General features: G+C 39.3%; 14 protein-coding genes and 1 pseudogene. 11 read left to right on the top strand and 4 right to left on the bottom strand.

The genetic code is table 11. From position 1 onward, the window contains the following. Positions 1-62: 62 nt before the first annotated feature. The 11 genes from VIO64_RS06805 to VIO64_RS06755 all read left to right on the top strand — a co-directional run bounded on the left by VIO64_RS06805 (position 63) and on the right by VIO64_RS06755 (position 12,793). Positions 63-416, top strand: coding sequence for a DRTGG domain-containing protein (locus VIO64_RS06805; protein WP_331916480.1), 354 nt, complete (start codon positions 63-65; stop codon positions 414-416). After that, a complete protein-coding gene (locus VIO64_RS06800) occupies positions 407-838 on the top strand; it encodes an ATP-binding protein (protein WP_414705242.1) in 432 nt (143 codons plus the stop codon). The genes VIO64_RS06805 and VIO64_RS06800 overlap by 10 nt, the downstream gene beginning before the upstream one ends. A 66-nt stretch (positions 839-904) precedes the next feature. Continuing rightward, positions 905-2,242, top strand: coding sequence for a [Fe-Fe] hydrogenase large subunit C-terminal domain-containing protein (locus VIO64_RS06795; protein ID WP_331916476.1), 1,338 nt, complete (start codon positions 905-907; stop codon positions 2,240-2,242). A 3-nt stretch (positions 2,243-2,245) separates the two neighbouring features. Continuing rightward, positions 2,246-2,602 (top strand): AraC family transcriptional regulator, encoded by a 357-nt coding sequence (locus VIO64_RS06790; protein ID WP_331916474.1) that lies wholly within the window; start codon positions 2,246-2,248, stop codon positions 2,600-2,602. Next, on the top strand, positions 2,599-3,312 hold the full coding sequence (locus tag VIO64_RS06785; RefSeq protein ID WP_331916472.1) for a PHP domain-containing protein: 714 nt from the start codon (positions 2,599-2,601) through the stop codon (positions 3,310-3,312). The genes VIO64_RS06790 and VIO64_RS06785 overlap by 4 nt, the downstream gene beginning before the upstream one ends. A 175-nt stretch (positions 3,313-3,487) precedes the next feature. Then, positions 3,488-3,982, top strand: coding sequence for an NADH-quinone oxidoreductase subunit NuoE (gene nuoE / locus VIO64_RS06780; RefSeq protein ID WP_331916470.1), 495 nt, complete (start codon positions 3,488-3,490; stop codon positions 3,980-3,982). 1 nt (position 3,983) lies between these two features. Continuing rightward, positions 3,984-4,550: an ATP-binding protein gene (locus VIO64_RS06775; protein WP_331916468.1), complete on the top strand. Its 567-nt coding sequence runs from the start codon at positions 3,984-3,986 to the stop codon at positions 4,548-4,550. After that, positions 4,534-4,905, top strand: coding sequence for a (2Fe-2S) ferredoxin domain-containing protein (locus VIO64_RS06770; RefSeq protein WP_331916466.1), 372 nt, complete (start codon positions 4,534-4,536; stop codon positions 4,903-4,905). The genes VIO64_RS06775 and VIO64_RS06770 overlap by 17 nt, the downstream gene beginning before the upstream one ends. Before the next feature lie 13 nt (positions 4,906-4,918). Continuing rightward, entirely contained in the window at positions 4,919-6,715 is a 1,797-nt protein-coding gene (locus VIO64_RS06765; protein WP_331916464.1) for an NADH-quinone oxidoreductase subunit NuoF, read from the top strand. 18 nt (positions 6,716-6,733) lie between these two features. After that, positions 6,734-8,479: an NADH-dependent [FeFe] hydrogenase, group A6 gene (locus VIO64_RS06760; RefSeq protein WP_331916462.1), complete on the top strand. Its 1,746-nt coding sequence runs from the start codon at positions 6,734-6,736 to the stop codon at positions 8,477-8,479. 273 nt (positions 8,480-8,752) lie between these two features. After that, the gene (locus VIO64_RS06755) at positions 8,753-12,793 is read left to right on the top strand and encodes an S-layer homology domain-containing protein (protein ID WP_331916460.1); all 4,041 of its coding nucleotides are present in this window, start codon (positions 8,753-8,755) and stop codon (positions 12,791-12,793) included. A gap of 146 nt (positions 12,794-12,939) precedes the next feature. Here the strand turns inward: VIO64_RS06755 and VIO64_RS06750 are convergent, their stop codons facing one another. The 4 genes and pseudogenes from VIO64_RS06750 to VIO64_RS23055 all read right to left on the bottom strand — a co-directional run. After that, the gene (locus tag VIO64_RS06750; protein ID WP_331916458.1) at positions 12,940-13,800 is read right to left on the bottom strand and encodes a cohesin domain-containing protein; all 861 of its coding nucleotides are present in this window, start codon (positions 13,798-13,800) and stop codon (positions 12,940-12,942) included. Between the two features lie 188 nt (positions 13,801-13,988). Further along, positions 13,989-15,935 carry a cohesin domain-containing protein gene (locus VIO64_RS06745; RefSeq protein WP_331916456.1) on the bottom strand — a complete coding sequence of 649 codons (1,947 nt, stop codon included), beginning with the start codon at positions 15,933-15,935 and terminating at the stop codon, positions 13,989-13,991. A 253-nt stretch (positions 15,936-16,188) separates the two neighbouring features. Then, positions 16,189-16,380, bottom strand: coding sequence for a hypothetical protein (locus VIO64_RS06740; protein WP_331916454.1), 192 nt, complete (start codon positions 16,378-16,380; stop codon positions 16,189-16,191). A 12-nt stretch (positions 16,381-16,392) separates the two neighbouring features. Next, positions 16,393-16,563, bottom strand: a pseudogene (locus tag VIO64_RS23055) (hypothetical protein); the annotation flags it as partial. Between the last annotated feature and the right edge of the window lie 30 nt (positions 16,564-16,593).

Raw genomic sequence — 16,593 nt, 5'->3', positions numbered from 1 at the left:
TTAATACAGGATACACCACCAGATTATCTCCATTTTCAGAAGGAAAGGAAAAGGGTAAGTATATGAAAATAAATGAAATTTCAACGGTTCTTGAAGCGACGATTATAACAGAGGAACGAAACGATGATGTGGAAATATTTTCTGCATGTGGAGCGGATTTAATGAGCGATGTAATGGCATTTGTCAAAGAGAATGTGGTTTTGCTGACAGGGCTTATTAATCCACAGGTTGTTCGTACTGCGGAAATGATGGATATAAAGGTTATAGTTTTTGTCAGAGGCAAGAATCCTACCCAAGAAATAGTTGATTTGGCAAATGAAAAGGGTATAACTATATTAACGACAAAATATTCTATGTTTATTGCAAGCGGTAAACTTTATGAAGCTGGGATAACCGGAAGAGGTGGTTGTTGTTGACGGATAGTTTCTTGGAACTCAATTATGACATACCGGCAAACGACTTTTTGCATGCGGGAGAGGCTTCCAGTGCGGTTAAAAAAATGCTGAATCAGTTGGGTGTAGCACCTGAAAAGGTGAAAAAGACTGCAATTTCAATGTATGAGGCTGAGATAAACGCAGTGATTCATGCAAACGGTGGGGTAGCACATATAGAAATATGGAGGGATAAAGTAATTATTAAAATATGCGATAAGGGGCCTGGTATTCCAGATGTGGAGCTGGCAATGCAGGAGGGTTATACAACTGCACCAGATCGTGTAAGAGATATGGGCTTTGGAGCCGGCATGGGACTCCCTAACATAAAAAGATATGCAGACCGATTGGAAATAGATACTGAGGTTGGAAAAGGTACCGTAGTTACCATAACTGTTTATCTATAAGTCTATCTATAAAATAAAGAGAATCAGTTGATATGTATGTTGATTGTTTTGCAAAGGGGTGTATGTATGGGAACATATTTTCATTCTGTAACACTAGATGAAGAAAAGTGCAGAGGCTGCACCAATTGTATAAAACGTTGTCCTACAGAAGCAATAAGGGTAAGAAAGAGCAAGGCAAGGATTATTAATGAGAGATGCATAGACTGTGGGGAGTGCATAAGAATATGCCCATACCATGCGAAAAAAGCCATTACCGATCCGTTGGAAATGATTAAAAATTTCAAATACAAGATAGTAATTCCTGCACCATCTTTATACGGACAGTTTAAGAGCACGTTTTCCCGCAACGGTATTTTAGCAGCATTAAAAGGGCAGGGATTCGATGAAATCTATGAGGTTGCAAAAGCAGCGGAGATTGTAAGCAGAGCAACAAAAAAGCTCCTCAAAAAGGACGGTCATAAGTTTCCGCTCATATCATCTGCCTGTCCTGCTGTTGTTCGGTTGATACAGGTGAGATTCCCTAATTTGATTGATAATATATTAAAGCTGGAATCCCCAATGGAGGTTGCAGCCAAAATAGCCAGAGATAAGGCTATGAAAAAGGAAAATCTGGCAAAGGAAGACATCGGTGTATTTTTTATAACACCATGTGCTGCCAAGATGACCAGTGTTATGGCTCCATATGAGAGAGAGTCTTCATCTGTCAGCGGAGTTATATCGATCAAGGATATTTATCTTGGAACATTAAGCAATCTGATGAAGACAAAATCCTCAGAAGATCTCATTACTGCGGGTTTTGAAGGAATTAGATGGGCTAACACGGGAGGGGAAAGTCTCGCTTTAGGAACAGACTCTTTTCTGGCAGTGGACGGGATTCATGAGGTTATAACTATATTGGAAGAGGTTGAGAACGATCGATTGGAAGATGTGGTTTTTATCGAGGCTTTAGCATGTAAAGGCGGGTGTCTTGGAGGGCCTTTAACAATCGAAAACTCATATGTAGCCAGGACCAGGCTTAAAAAGCATATAGATGAAGCAAAGGAAAAATTAATTTCAAATGCAGATCAGGAAGATGGAAATGACAATATTGATTGGACCGGAAGCGTAGAATACAAGCCAGTCTTGAAGCTGGATGATGATATTGAAAAAGCAATGAAAAAGCTTGAAAACCTCCAGCAAATTGAAAACGGGCTTCCAGGGCTTGACTGTGGTGCATGTGGTGCACCCAGTTGCAGAGCACTTGCGGAGGATATTGTAAGGGGAATGGCAAACGAGACCGACTGTTTGTTTAAACTAAGGGACAGGGTTCGGGGATTGGCTATTCAAATGATGGAGCTAGAAGCAATAATGCCTCCTGTTATGGATAAAGAATCAAAGAGCAGGACATCGGATGAGGAGAAATAAATTATGAAAGTGCGGGAGTTTGTAGATAAACTCAACATGAAAGTATGGGCAGGTAATAACGAAGGTCTGGAAAAAGACATAAAAGGTATATATGCATGTGACCTTTTGAGTTGGGTTATGTCCCATGCAAAAAAGGAAGATGCGTGGATTACTGTTCACACAAATCTTAATATTGCTGCGGTTGGGGTTCTGACGGAAGTTTCATGCATTATTGTTCCTGAAGATATCAGCGTTGAGCAGGATACTATAAAAAGGGCGGAGAGTGAAGGTATAGTTATACTGGGAACCGGTCTCAGTGCTTATGAAATATGCTGCAAGGCATATGAATCCGGTATTGGTAAGACTGGAGGAAATAAATGAGGTTAGCATACGATTTGCATATCCATTCGGCATTGTCTGCCTGCTCCGATAAGGATATGACTCCCAACAACATCGTAAACATGTCGCTCCTCAAAGAGTTGGATATTATTGCTGTTACTGACCACAACTCGGCAGAAAACCTGGAGGCTGTTATTAAATGTGCTGAGGGGAAGGGTATCCTTGTCGTACCTGGCATGGAAGTGGAAACAATGGAAGAAATACATGCTGTGTGCCTATTTCCGGGTCTGGCTGAAGCTAAAAAAATGCAGGAAATCATATATGAAAATCTGCCGCCCATTAAAAACAGGGAAGATATTTTTGGGAGGCAGATTATTTTTGATGAAAATGATAATGAGACGGGGACTCTGGATAGACTTTTACTCACGGCAGCAAGTTTGTCCATAGAAGAGCTGAATAGAATTGTAAAAGGGCTTAAAGGCGTAATGGTTCCTGCACATATAGATAGAAGCTCCTACAGTGTTTTATCCAATCTTGGAAGCATACCGGAAAACCTTGGATTTAAATTCCTGGAGGTTTCAAAGAAAGCTGATATGGGCGTGCTGAAAAAGCAATACCCCGAAGCTATAAATTATGATATAATTATGTCATCTGATGCACACTCCCTAGAATGTATTTCTGAAAGGGAGTCATTTATTGATATTGATGAAAAAACAATAGAATGCCTCATATCAAAAATAAGGAACGGATAGGCTATAAAAGCCTGCAAGTCCATATATTTACGAGTATATCCAATAAAAATATAGTATAAATAGTTTATTTAATATTGAATTTGGCTAAGCACTTTGTTATAATATTAACGATTGATGTTAAATTTTTAACAGGTAAAACGGAGCAACAGCTCTGATGACAAGGGGGTTATCTATAATGGATTCAAAAGGTTGCTGCTGTGGTGGTATTGATGAAAAAAAAGAAAAACTACAGCAAATAATTGAGAAATATAAAAGCACAAGAGGTGCTTTAATTCCTGTATTGCATGAGGCACAAGAAATTTACGGTTATCTGCCTCTCAGCGTTCAAAAGACAATTTCTGAGGGACTAAATGTTCCGCTTTCCGAGATATACGGAGTAGTTACATTCTATACTCAATTCTCACTCGAGCCAAAAGGAAAATATAATATTCAGCTTTGTATGGGTACTGCTTGCTATGTTAAGGGTGCAGGAATAATTCTTGATAAACTTAAAGAGAAACTTGGTGTTGAGGTTGGAAAGTGCACAGAGGACGGAATGTTTTCACTCGAAGCATGTAGATGTATCGGAGCATGCGGTTTGGCACCGGTTATGATGATAAATGAAGATGTATATGGTAGACTTTCGCCTGACGATATTGAAGGTATAATTGAAAAATATATAAAGGACTAAAATGAGAGATATATCGCTGCATTTGTTGGATATAATACAAAACTCAATAGCTGCCTCTGGAACCAGTATTGCCATTGCCATTACTTCGTGTTTGAAAAGCCAAGAGCTAAAAATTAGCATATCGGATAACGGCATTGGGATGGATGAAGAGATGCTTAAGAGAGTAACCGACCCTTTCATAACAACTAGGGACACAAGAAAGGTAGGGTTGGGTATTTCACTTTTTAAGGCTTCTGCCGAGCAAAGTGGGGGTTATCTTGAAATTAGCTCTAAAAAGGGACTTGGGACAACATTGGAAGCTGTATTTATGATTGACAACATTGATAGGCCTCCTTTAGGGGATGTTGCCGATACAGTTGCAAGTGTGCTTGTTTCAAATGAAACTCTGCATCTGACTCTTGTGCTGTCACATAACGATGAAAAGTTCGTTTTTGATACTGAAGAGGTAAAAAAGATGCTGAATGGGGTTCCTATCAATGAGTATGAAGTTTTAAACTGGATTAAAGGTTATATAAATGAGGGGATAAATGTTACTTTTGGAGGTGTATTGAATGAAATCAATAACTGAACTTGAAGAATTAAGAAAGAAAGCTTTAGAAAAAATGGGAGTTAGAGCCAACACTGACGGCTACAGAATAGTGGTAGGTATGGCTACTTGCGGTATAGCTGCAGGTGCTAGACCGGTTATGAACTCCTTCATGGAAGAGTTACAGAAAAGGGAAATAAAAAATGCCAGTGTTACTATGACTGGGTGCGTAGGTGTATGCCGGCTTGAGCCTATTGTTGAAGTAATTGATCCTAGTGGTAATAAAACTACTTACGTTAAAATGACTTCGGAAAAGGCTGTTCGTATTGTAGCAGAGCATATAGTAAACGGCAGAGTTTGTTTAGATTATACAATTGGTTATGAAGATAAGAAATGAGGGGGGAGTATAGATGCAGATTTATAGAGCTCATGTTCTAGTTTGTGGTGGTACCGGATGTGTTGCATCAAGTTCGGAAAAGTTAATGAGCGAGTTTGATACGCACTTAAATAATAATAACCTGGCAAGTGAGGTCAAAATAGTAAAGACAGGTTGTTTCGGATTATGTGCACGCGGACCTGTTGTGGTTGTATATCCTGAAGGCTGCATGTACACTATGGTTAATGTTGAGGATGTTAAGGAAATTGTTGAAGAACATCTTCTTAAAGGCAGAATAGTTACAAGGCTGTTGGAAACTGGACAAAACAGTGAAGGAATAGAGACTTCACTAGATGGTGTTGAATTCTTTAAAAAGCAATTAAGAATAGCATTAAGAAACTGTGGTGTTATAAATCCTGAGCTTATTGAAGAATACATTGCTTTTGACGGTTACAAAGCTTTAGCTAAGGTTTTAACTGAAATGACTCCGGGAGAGGTTGTAGATACAATCAAAAAGTCCGGACTTAGAGGAAGAGGGGGCGGAGGCTTTCCAAGCGGTCTTAAGTGGGAATTTACTGCCAAGGCTCAGGACGATCAGAAGTATGTTTGCTGTAATGCTGACGAAGGAGACCCGGGAGCATTCATGGACAGAAGTGTACTTGAAGGTGATCCCCACTCAGTTATCGAGGCAATGGCAATAGCTGGATATGCAGTTGGTGCAAACCAAGGATATATTTATATAAGAGCGGAATATCCCATCGCAGTTAAGCGTCTTAACATAGCCATTGAGCAGGCAAAGCAATACGGCTTGCTTGGAAACAATATTTTCGGTACTAATTTCAGCTTTGATTTGGAAATAAGACTGGGAGCCGGAGCTTTTGTGTGCGGTGAAGAAACAGCACTCATGACTTCTATTGAAGGAAAAAGAGGAGAACCAAGACCAAGACCTCCATTCCCTGCAATTAAAGGTTTGTGGAATAAGCCAACACTTTTAAATAACGTTGAAACATATGCAAATATTCCTCCCATTATCAACAAGGGGGCAGAATGGTTTGCAAGCATTGGTACAGAAAAGAGCAAGGGAACAAAAGTTTTTGCAGTGGGAGGTAACATAAACAACACAGGTCTTGTAGAAGTACCGATGGGTACTACTTTAAGAGAGGTTGTATATGAAATCGGAGGAGGTATACCAAACGGCAAAACCTTTAAGGCAGCTCAGACCGGCGGACCTTCCGGCGGATGTATTCCTGCCAGCCACTTGGATGTTCCTATTGACTACGATTCATTGATTCAGTTGGGTTCGATGATGGGTTCCGGCGGACTTATAGTTATGGATGAGGACACCTGTATGGTTGACATAGCAAAGTTCTTTCTGGAGTTTACCGTTGATGAGTCATGCGGTAAATGTCCTCCATGCCGAATCGGAACAAAGAGAATGCTTGAAATACTTGAAAGAATAACAGACGGTAAAGGTACTGAAGGCGACATAACTAAGCTGGAAATTCTGGCAAAGAACATTAAGGCGGCTGCACTGTGTGGTCTTGGTCAGACAGCTCCAAATCCTATTTTGAGCACACTGCATTATTTTAAAGATGAATACCTTGCACATGTTAATGACAGGAAATGTCCTGCAGGTGTATGCAAGTCAATGATGCAATATGTTATAAGTGCAGAGAAGTGTAAGAGCTGCGGGCTTTGCGTAAAAGCATGTCCTGTTGGCTGCATAAGCGGAGAAAAGAAGGTTCCTTATGTTATAGATAACGATAAATGTGTTAAATGTGGTGCTTGTATGGAAAAATGCCCATTCAAGGCTATATTCAAGAATGCTTAGTGGAAGGGGAGTGTTAAAATGGAAACAGTAAATATTACGATAGACAGCAGAAAAATTCAGGTTCCAAAGGAATATACAGTTTTGGAGGCGGCTAGAGCTGCCAACATTGATATACCGACACTTTGCTTCCTTAAGGAAATAAATGAGATCGGTGCGTGCAGAATGTGTCTTGTTGAAGTACAAGGTGCAAGAAGCTTGCAGGCAGCTTGTGTTTACCCGGTTTCTGAAGGGCTTGTTATAAGCACACAGACACCTGCAGTGCGTGAAGCAAGAAAGGTAACTTTAGAGCTTATACTGTCAAACCATGACAGAAAGTGCCTCACATGCGTAAGAAGCAGCAATTGTGAGCTGCAGAAGCTATCTGAGGATTTGAATATAAGAGATTTAAGATTTGATGGGGATTCGCCTAAAATGCCCTTGGATGAGCTTTCACCATCAATTGTTAGAGACCCGAACAAATGCGTACTCTGCAGACGTTGTGTAAGCATGTGTAAAAATGTTCAGGGAGTTGCTGTTATTGATACAAATGAAAGAGGTTTTAAGACCATTGTGTCTTCAGCGTTCAATAAGTCCTTAAATGATGTTCCGTGTGCTATGTGCGGGCAGTGTATAAATGTATGCCCTGTTGGTGCACTTCGTGAGAAAGATGCAACAGACAAGGTTTGGGAAGCACTTGCAAACAAGGATCTCCATGTTGTCGTCCAGACTGCACCTGCAGTTAGGGTTGCAATAGGGGAAGAGTTCGGTATGCCCATCGGTTCAAGAGCGACAAGCAATATGATCGCTGCTTTGAGAAGACTTGGATTTGCAAAGGTATTTGATACTGATACTGCTGCGGACCTTACAATAATGGAAGAGGGCACAGAATTAATTAACAGGATAAAAAATGGAGGCAAATTACCGCTAATCACAAGTTGCAGCCCTGGATGGATTAAGTTCTGTGAGCACAATTTCCCTGAGTTTTTAGATAATCTCTCATCATGTAAATCACCCCATGAGATGTTTGGTGCAGTTTTAAAATCATATTATGCAGAAAAAATGGGAATAGACCCATCAAAAATATTTGTAGTATCCATAATGCCTTGTACGGCAAAGAAATACGAAGCACAGAGGCCTGAATTGTCATCAAACGGCTATCCGGATGTAGATGTTGTTCTTACCACAAGAGAGCTTGCCAAGATGATTAAGGAAGCTGCTATCGACTTTAAAGAGCTTCCTGAAAGACAGTTTGACGATCCTATGGGTGAAGCATCAGGAGCTGCTGTAATATTCGGAGCTACTGGCGGAGTTATGGAAGCTGCGTTAAGAACAGTTACTGAAATATTAAACGGAAAACCATCTGACGAAATTGAATATAATGTAGTTAGAGGTATAGATGGTGTGAAGGAAGCTGTTGTTGAGGCAGGCGGTATGAAAATAAAAGCTGCTGTAGCACATGGTCTTGGAAATGCCAGAAAGCTCTTGGAAAAAGTGAAAAATGGCGAAGAGTATCACTTCATCGAAATAATGGCATGTCCAGGTGGTTGTGTAAACGGGGGAGGTCAGCCAATTCAACCTTCCAAAGTAAGAAGCTGGGTTGATCTAAGGGCTGAAAGAGCAAAGGCAATCTATGATGAAGATAAAGAAATGCCTATAAGGAAATCCCATGAAAATCCAAGGATTAAAATGCTCTATGATGAATACTTCAAGGAGCCTGGAAGCCACAAGGCACATGAGCTTTTGCATACACACTATGTAAAGAGAGAAAACTATCCTGAAGAATAATTTAATTTCAATATAGGACCCTAAATTAAGAAAAAAGCGGGTGTCGCAAATAAATGCGGTACCTGCTTTTTTAATGCCAGGGAAATTTTTGTTCTCAAAAGTTATATATAAAAATTGTAAGTATACCGATATATATATCAAAACATAAACAAAATATACAAGCAAAAAATACTATTTTTATGAAAACATCCAAATTAAATATATATATGAAGATTTGCATTTTAGTATGAAATATTTGTTTGACTAATCTAAAATTGCAAGCATGGAGGTAATATGATGTATAAGGGATTGAAAAAGAGATTTTCTCATGTATTCTTATCAGTTGTGATTTTGCTCGGTACAATGCAAGGTTTGACAATAAGAGAAATTGCTACAGTTTACGCGGGGGGTGACACAGTGCCTTTTTATATTGGCAATGCATTACATTATGCAGATACCAATGATTCGTTGTATAGATCTGAGCCATTAACAACTCAAACTGACAATATTACAATGGAGGCCTGGGTTAAAGCGGAAACCATATCTAGTGCGGCTACAAATATTAGAATAATGTATAACGGTAATAGTAGTACGAGGGGGTATGGTATCTATTTGGCAGGTGCCAGCAAATATCCCAGTATTTTGATGGGTAATGTAGCATTTATAGGTATGGTAACCCCAGAGACAATCAACACTGGAGTGTGGTACCATCTAGCGGCTGTCAGGGACAATGGGATTTGGAAATTATACATAAATGGTGTGGAAAAGCCTTTAAACTCTAATACCCTGGCACCAAATCCTATTCTATTAACAGATAGCTTTTCAATTGGAAATAACAATCTAGTGCCGGAAAGCTTTAATGGTTGTTTTGATGAAGTTAGGTTTTGGACTGTTGCCAGGTCAGGTCAACAGATTAGAGACAACATGTATTTGAAGCTTCACGGAGACGAGGAAGGGCTTTTGGCATATTATAACTTTGATCAGGAAAATATTATACCAGGAGGTAACAATTCTGCAATTACTACAGTAACAGATTTAGCTGGGGGGAATCAAAACCTGACTATGTCCGGATTTGCAAAGACCGGTTCTACGTCTAATTTTATTCAAAGTGTACAATTAGGACAGTTTCAGTTCGAGAACACAGTTTATTCTGTTAGGGAATATGCAGGATCTGTAAGGGTTGCTGTTACAAGAACAGGCGGAAGTGAAGGAACTGTTACGTTAAATTATAGTACATCCAATGGGACTGCAATGGAAGGCACGCATTATACTTCAACAAACGGCAGCGTTACTTTTGTCAGCGGAGAAACAAGAAAAGAAATTGATATTCCAATTATTAATAGTGCAATAACAGAAGTAAAGACTTTCAACATATCGTTGTCGGCACAATCGGGAGTCCCTATCGGATCAGGCAATGCATCCATAAGTATTGAGCCTAATGATGCTAAATCTATTACTGCTTTTAGTTTCACAGGGTTAAATCCAGTTGTGACCGGTATTGTGAATGAAGCAGCCAAGACTATTAGTCTGACAGTTCCTTATGGCAGTGATGTAGCGGCACTTGTTCCGACTATAGCACATACAGGGTATAGTGTGTCTCCGGCATCCGGAGAACCCCGCAACTTCACAAGTCCTGTTACGTATAACGTACAAGCTGCAGATGGAAGTAATCAGGAATATGTGGTAACTGTTAAAACATTGCCAACGGCATTAAATGTGCAGGTGTCAGGTACCACCCAGGTGGGTCGGACGCTTGTGGGAAGCTACACTTTTTATGATGCTGGAGGTGATTCTGATGCAAGTGCTCTTAAATGGTATCGTTCCGACAATAATGAAGGACTAAACAAGGCCTTAATTGGAGATGCAACAGATATTACATATACTCTGGAAGCTGCTGATATTGATAAATATATCAGCTTTGAGGTAACACCCAAAACAGCCTCAGGTGCACTTTTGGGCACTGAGATAGTGAGTTCTTGGATAGGTCCTGTTACTAAGAAAACACAGAATGTTGTTATATACAATGATGTTACAAAAACATACGGGGATGCTCCTTTTGAACATACAGCGGCAGGAGGAAGCGGTACGGGAGTATTTAGCTATACATCCAGTAATCCTTCAGTTGCAGGGATAGATCCTTCAACAGGAACTGTAACAATATTTAATTCTGGAACTACGACATTGACTGCAACTAAAGCAGCTGACGGAGAATTTAACCAAATAAGCTGCTCATGTGTGCTAACTGTTGAGAAAAAAGTCCTTACAGCCACAGCTATAGCGGATAACAAGTCCTATGACGGCACTACGGCTGCTACCGGTACAGTAAATTTGTCAGGTAAGGTAGGAGTTGAAGATGTAAGTGCAAGCGGTGTATTTACATTTGAAAGTGCTTATGCAGGGGAAGGTAAAACAGTTAATGTAACAGGTATAACACTTAGCGGAGAAAAGGCAGATAATTATACTGTCAATGTAAGTGCAATAACAACAGCCGACATCAATAAAGTTAGCATGGAGGGAATTAGCTTTGACCACTATACTGTGACTTACGATGGGACAGAAAAAAGAATAATTGTAGCAGGAGAACTGCCTGACGGAGCAAGTGTAATTTACACTGGCAACATCGGCACTAATGCGGGAATATATAATGCGACCGCTATAGTCTCTGGAGGAACAAATTATAACGATATGATACTAAATGCAACCTTGACTATAAACAAAAAGATTCTGGAGGCAACTGCAGTTGCAAACAATAAAGCCTATGATGGAAATAAGGCAGCTTCTGGAACTATAACCCTGATCGGAAGAGTTGGGGGTGATGATGTGACTGCAAGTGCTGTTTTTGAATTTGAAGATGCTGACGTAGGAGCAGCAAAGACGGTGAACGTAAAGGATATTTCCCTTAGAGGACCTAAAGCAGAAAACTACTCTCTTAATAATATAACAGCAAAAATAACAGCTGATATTTATAGGGGGGCAAATGGTCTGGATTCCAAGCCTATTCCTCCAGCACCATCAACACAAACACCGACACTAATGCTATCACCAAGGTCCACACCGTCACCTACATCAACTGCTATGCCTGAACCGATAAAAGTAATAATTAACGGAGTACAGCAGGAAGCAGCTTCAGCAGATATCAAAAATATCAATGGCAAGACACTCACAACTATTACTTTAGATGATAAAAAAGTCGAGGAGAAACTGAAGAAGGAAGGGGAGCGGTCTACACTGGTCATCCCGGTGAATATTGCATCTGACATTGTGGTAGGTGAGTTAAACGGGCAGACAGTAAAAAACATGGAGCAAAAGCATGCAGTGCTCGAAGTAAAAACTGCGGATATCACATATACGCTGCCTGCCTCGCAAATAAATATAGATGAGGTTTCTTTACAACTAGGGAAAAAAGTTGAGTTGAAGGATATAAAAGTTAATGTAACGATTTCAAAATCATTAAATAATATTGAAAAAATAGTAGAGGATACTGCAAATAAAAATAATTATAATATGGTAATAAAGCCCATTGAATTTGAGATTACCTGTACAAACGGTAATAAAACGATAGAGGTTTCAAGCTTTAATGCTTACGTTGAAAGGATGGTGGCAATACCTGATGGAGTAGACCCAAGCAAAATTACAACCGGGATTGTACTAAATACTGATGGAACCTTTTCCCACGTTCCGACAACTATAACAGTGATTGACAGTAAATATTATGCCAAAATCAACAGTCTTACAAACAGTGTATATTCTATTATATGGAGTCCTAAGACCTTTAGAGACGTAGAGAACCATTGGTCAAAAGTTGCTATAAACGACATGGGATCGAGACTGGTTATAGACGGTGTTGGACAAGAGGTTTTCGAACCTGATAGCTACACAACTAGAGCGGAGTTTACAGCAATAGTGGTAAGGGCACTTGGAATTATGAAGCTAGGTGCGGGTAAGGATGTATTTAGTGATGTGACAAAGGAGTTAAAGTATTATGATGCAATATCTATTGCCTATAAATATGGAATAGTATCAGGCTATGGGAATGGAAAATTCGGGACTTTGGATATAATTACACGCGAGCAGGCTTTTACAATGCTAGCAAGGGCAATGAAGCTTACAAAGATAAATGTAGGATTCAAATTGGGTGAGGTTGAAAGCATTCTTGAAAAATTTGAAGATTGGGCAAAAAATGCAGACTGGGCTAAAGAAAGTGTGGCAGCATGTATAAAGGCAGGTATTATAGCGGGCAGGAGCGAAAAAAAGCTTGCCTCAAAGGAAAATATGACCAGGGCAGAGGCAGCAGTGATGGTAAGAAAGCTTTTGAAAACATCAGGGCTGATATAAATTTACTTCTTCATGCATGGAAAAATGTGTTGTTTAATGGGCAAGGATACTAGCAACTGAACTATTATATAGACATAAAAGAGGCTTTTGGAGAAAACTCCAAGAGCCTCTTTTTAGAATACTTAAATAACATTTTATTATGAAATTTATTTTTTTCTCTTAAGTATGAGTACAATAATAACTGGGATGACAACAACAACAGATGCCAGTATAATTATTATAATCATAAGGTTTGATTTGCTGGCTGATGTATTTGAATCGCTAGCGTTATCAGATGAATTGCTGCCTGGAGCTTTTGAGCTATCGGGTGATACTGCTGATGATGCTGATGCTTCAGGTGCTGCTGAGCTGGCAGGTGAGACAGCTGTATCTGATTGTTGTGGCTTAGCAGTAAAGCTTGGAAGAGGAATGGGTGATGATGACTCATTAATCTTACCGGGATTTATTATTGAGTAACCGCTTTTTATTTGAGCACCTTCCCAGTCAAAGACCATTGTTCCGTTTATGGCACCTGGCATAGCATTTAGGTCATCAAATATTACTTCTGTTGCAGCATCCTTCAAAACCTTGAAGCCAATAACAGCAAGTGTCCCTGTAGTTTCTGCCTTTCCGCTTTTTTTATAATCCTGAATTTTCATGTAAATATTCCCAAAGTCAAGTATACCATCTTTGATGACGCTGTTTGTAAGTCCAAATGGGGAAAAGGTCGCATTCTGGAGCAAGTCGCCTTTAGCCGGAGGTGTCTTGTCCTCTAATGGACTGCCTGTATTTACATCAATTGCTTGAAGAACCTCAGGATTGTATCTTAAACGGACTTCATAGCCGCCAAAATTTTTGATATTGTTGATTTTAAGTGATGCTTTAATGACTTCGCCTACACTTGCTTTGGTTTTATCGAACTCAAGTGATATGGTTGATTGGTTATCTGCGTATAAAGTGCTTGTAAATAGGATCCCCATAAGGATTGATAAGGATAGAAACAACGCAATTTTTCTTTTGATATTCATAGATTAAACCCCTTTAGTTAAAATTTTTGCTATTAATACTTTTAATATAATTAAAATATTATCACTAAATAACCATTGAAACAATAGTTTTTTGTACAAAAGAGCCACGCCATTAAAACGGTAAGGACTGAGAATTCAGCCCTTACCGAGTAGTATCACAAATATGTTTTCTAAATGAACGGATATTTCTAGTTTTGTATTACGGTATAGTCTTTTACCGGATTTCCGTTCCAATCAAATACTAAGGTACCGTCGATATCATTATCCAGTAAGGTATTATCGACCAATGAAGGTTTGGTATAACTCTTTAGAACCTTAAAGCGAACTATGGCAACAGTGCCTGAAGTTTCAGGTGATTTTGAGCTTCTGTAAGTGTTTAGAGCCATATATGCTCTACCAAAGTTCAGAAGACCCCCTTCAAGATTATTTGAAGCGAGATCGGTTGGAGAATATCTCTTGCAAAGCAATGTACCTGTTTCCGGAGATGATGTTTTGTCATATGGGGTGCCATCCTGATACACCGGCTGCAATGAAGACGGATCGTACTTTAATGTTGCCTGGTATCCAGAGAAATTTGGAATTTCATTTATGCTAAGGGTTGCAGTTATAATTTCACCAACATTTGCATTGCTTTTATCTACTGCCAGCGAAAATTCTCCAAGCTTAGGCGTAGGTGTAGGAACAGGAGTTGGAGACGGCTTGGAAGGTCCGAACATTATATCAGGTTGAATAATGTCATAAGTCATAATCTGGTTTGCATTAAAGTCATATAGGGCAGTGCCGTTAATACCTGAAGGGAGAATGTTTGTGCCCTTGAAGTATATTTTGGTTGAAATTGATCTTAAAACTCTAAACCTTATTTTACCGACAGAACCGGATGTTTCGATTTTCCCTGAGTTTCTATAGGAATCAAGCTTAAGGTATGATCTGCCAAAGCTCAATATTCCGATGTCAATATCATGGAAGACAACATCAACGGGCTGGAATTCTTTTTTTGAAAGAAGATCGCCGGGCTCTACCGCAGTTAGGTTATGGTAAGGCAGATATTCATCACCAAAGGGAATAATAGGCTGCAATACTGTGGGATCATATTTAATATTTGTCTGGTATCCGGCAAAATTAGAAACGTTATTAATACTCAAAGTTGCAATAACAATATCTCCTTGGTCTGCAAATTCTTTATCCACAGATAAAGTCAAGCAGCTGTTTGAAGGTACTGTTGGAGTGGGTGTAGATTCAGGTGTTGAAGTTGGTGTAGGTGTAGGTTCAACAGTCGGAGTAGGTGTAGTGGTAGGTTTGGAAGGCTCAAATATTATATCAGGTTGAATAATGTCATAGGTCATAATCTGGTTTGCGTTAAAGTCGTATAAAGCAGTACCGTTAATACCTGAAGGGAGAATGTTTGTGCCCTTGAAGTATAACTTGGTTGGAATTGCTCTTAAAACTCTGAATCTTATTTTACCAATAGAACCTGTGGTTTCAATCCTTCCTGAGTCTCTATAAGAATCAAGCTTAAGGTATGATCTGCCGAAGCTCAGTATCCCGATGTCGATATCATGGAAAACAATATCAACCGGCTGAAACTCTTTCTTTGCAATTAGATCACCAGGCTCTACCGCAGTTAGATTGTGGTAAGGCAGATACTCATCACCAAAAGGGATAATGGGCTGCAATACAGTAGGATCGTATTTTATATTTGCCTGATATCCGGCGAAATCTTTAATATCCGTTATGTTGAGACTTGCAATAACAATATCGCCTTGATCTGCAAATTCCTTGTCTACAGATAAGGTCAAGCTGCCCTTTTTGTTGGATGTTGGAGTAGGTGTAATAAGGCTTTCTTCTACTGGAAACATTGAGATCATTCCCAGCAGGTGACGCTTCATGTATGCATAGTCATCCGATGTAAGTTTGCCGTCACCATCAACATCAGCAGTTGCCGGAACTGTGTTTTTGCTTATCATGCCAAGCAGACACTGTCTCATTAATGCATAGTCATCGGAATCGAAGTTGCCGTCACCGTCAACATCACCCCAAAGAGCTTGTGTAGGTGCTGCTTCCACAAGAGCCATAGTACCAATGCCCAGGGAAATAAACACAACAATCAGCAGCATTAAAATTTTTGTACACTTCATTTTTTATAAACCCCCTTTAAAAATTTTACCGATCTTAATGCCATAATACCGTATTGACAAAATGACGATATTACGCACACTAGTGCGGCTTTATCTATTTTTTATACCTAAATTATATACCATATTTTATTAGCATGAAAGAATAAAATAAAAATAGTGGGAAATAAAAAACCTCAAATTTACTGATTAAACCTAAAAGGAATAAAAAGTAAGTTTGAAGTTTATAAAACATTTTGGGATTCGATATAATCGCTTATATTTTAATCGGTGTACTTGTAGGTCCTGGTGTAGGGATTGTGTTTGCAGAATTTATTGTCAGTATCGGAAGTACAATATAATCAAATATCTGTGACGAGTTCCAATTAAACAGAGTTGTTCCGCTTAGGCCAGTCGGAAGAGTTGCACAATCAGCTAGTTTTATACTGGTTGGAATGTTTTTAAGCACCTTAAAGTATACTACGGCAACAGATCCGTTTGTTTCAGCAACTCCGGAGTTTTTATAGGATTTGACATCAACATAAGCAGTCCCAAAGGTAAGTTGTCCATTCTCTAAATCATGGTATGCCAGTTTTATTGGTGAGAATTTTCTGTTAGTTAAGAGTGTACCGTCTTCAGCAGTAGAACTGTTTTCATACTCTGACCCATCTGAATATACAGG

The sequence above is a fragment of the Pseudobacteroides sp. genome, from assembly GCF_036567765.1.
Lineage (GTDB): Bacteria > Bacillota > Clostridia > Acetivibrionales > DSM-2933 > Pseudobacteroides.
The sequence above is the reverse complement of the archived record's forward strand: the minus strand, read 5'-3'. Positions and strand labels throughout refer to the sequence as shown.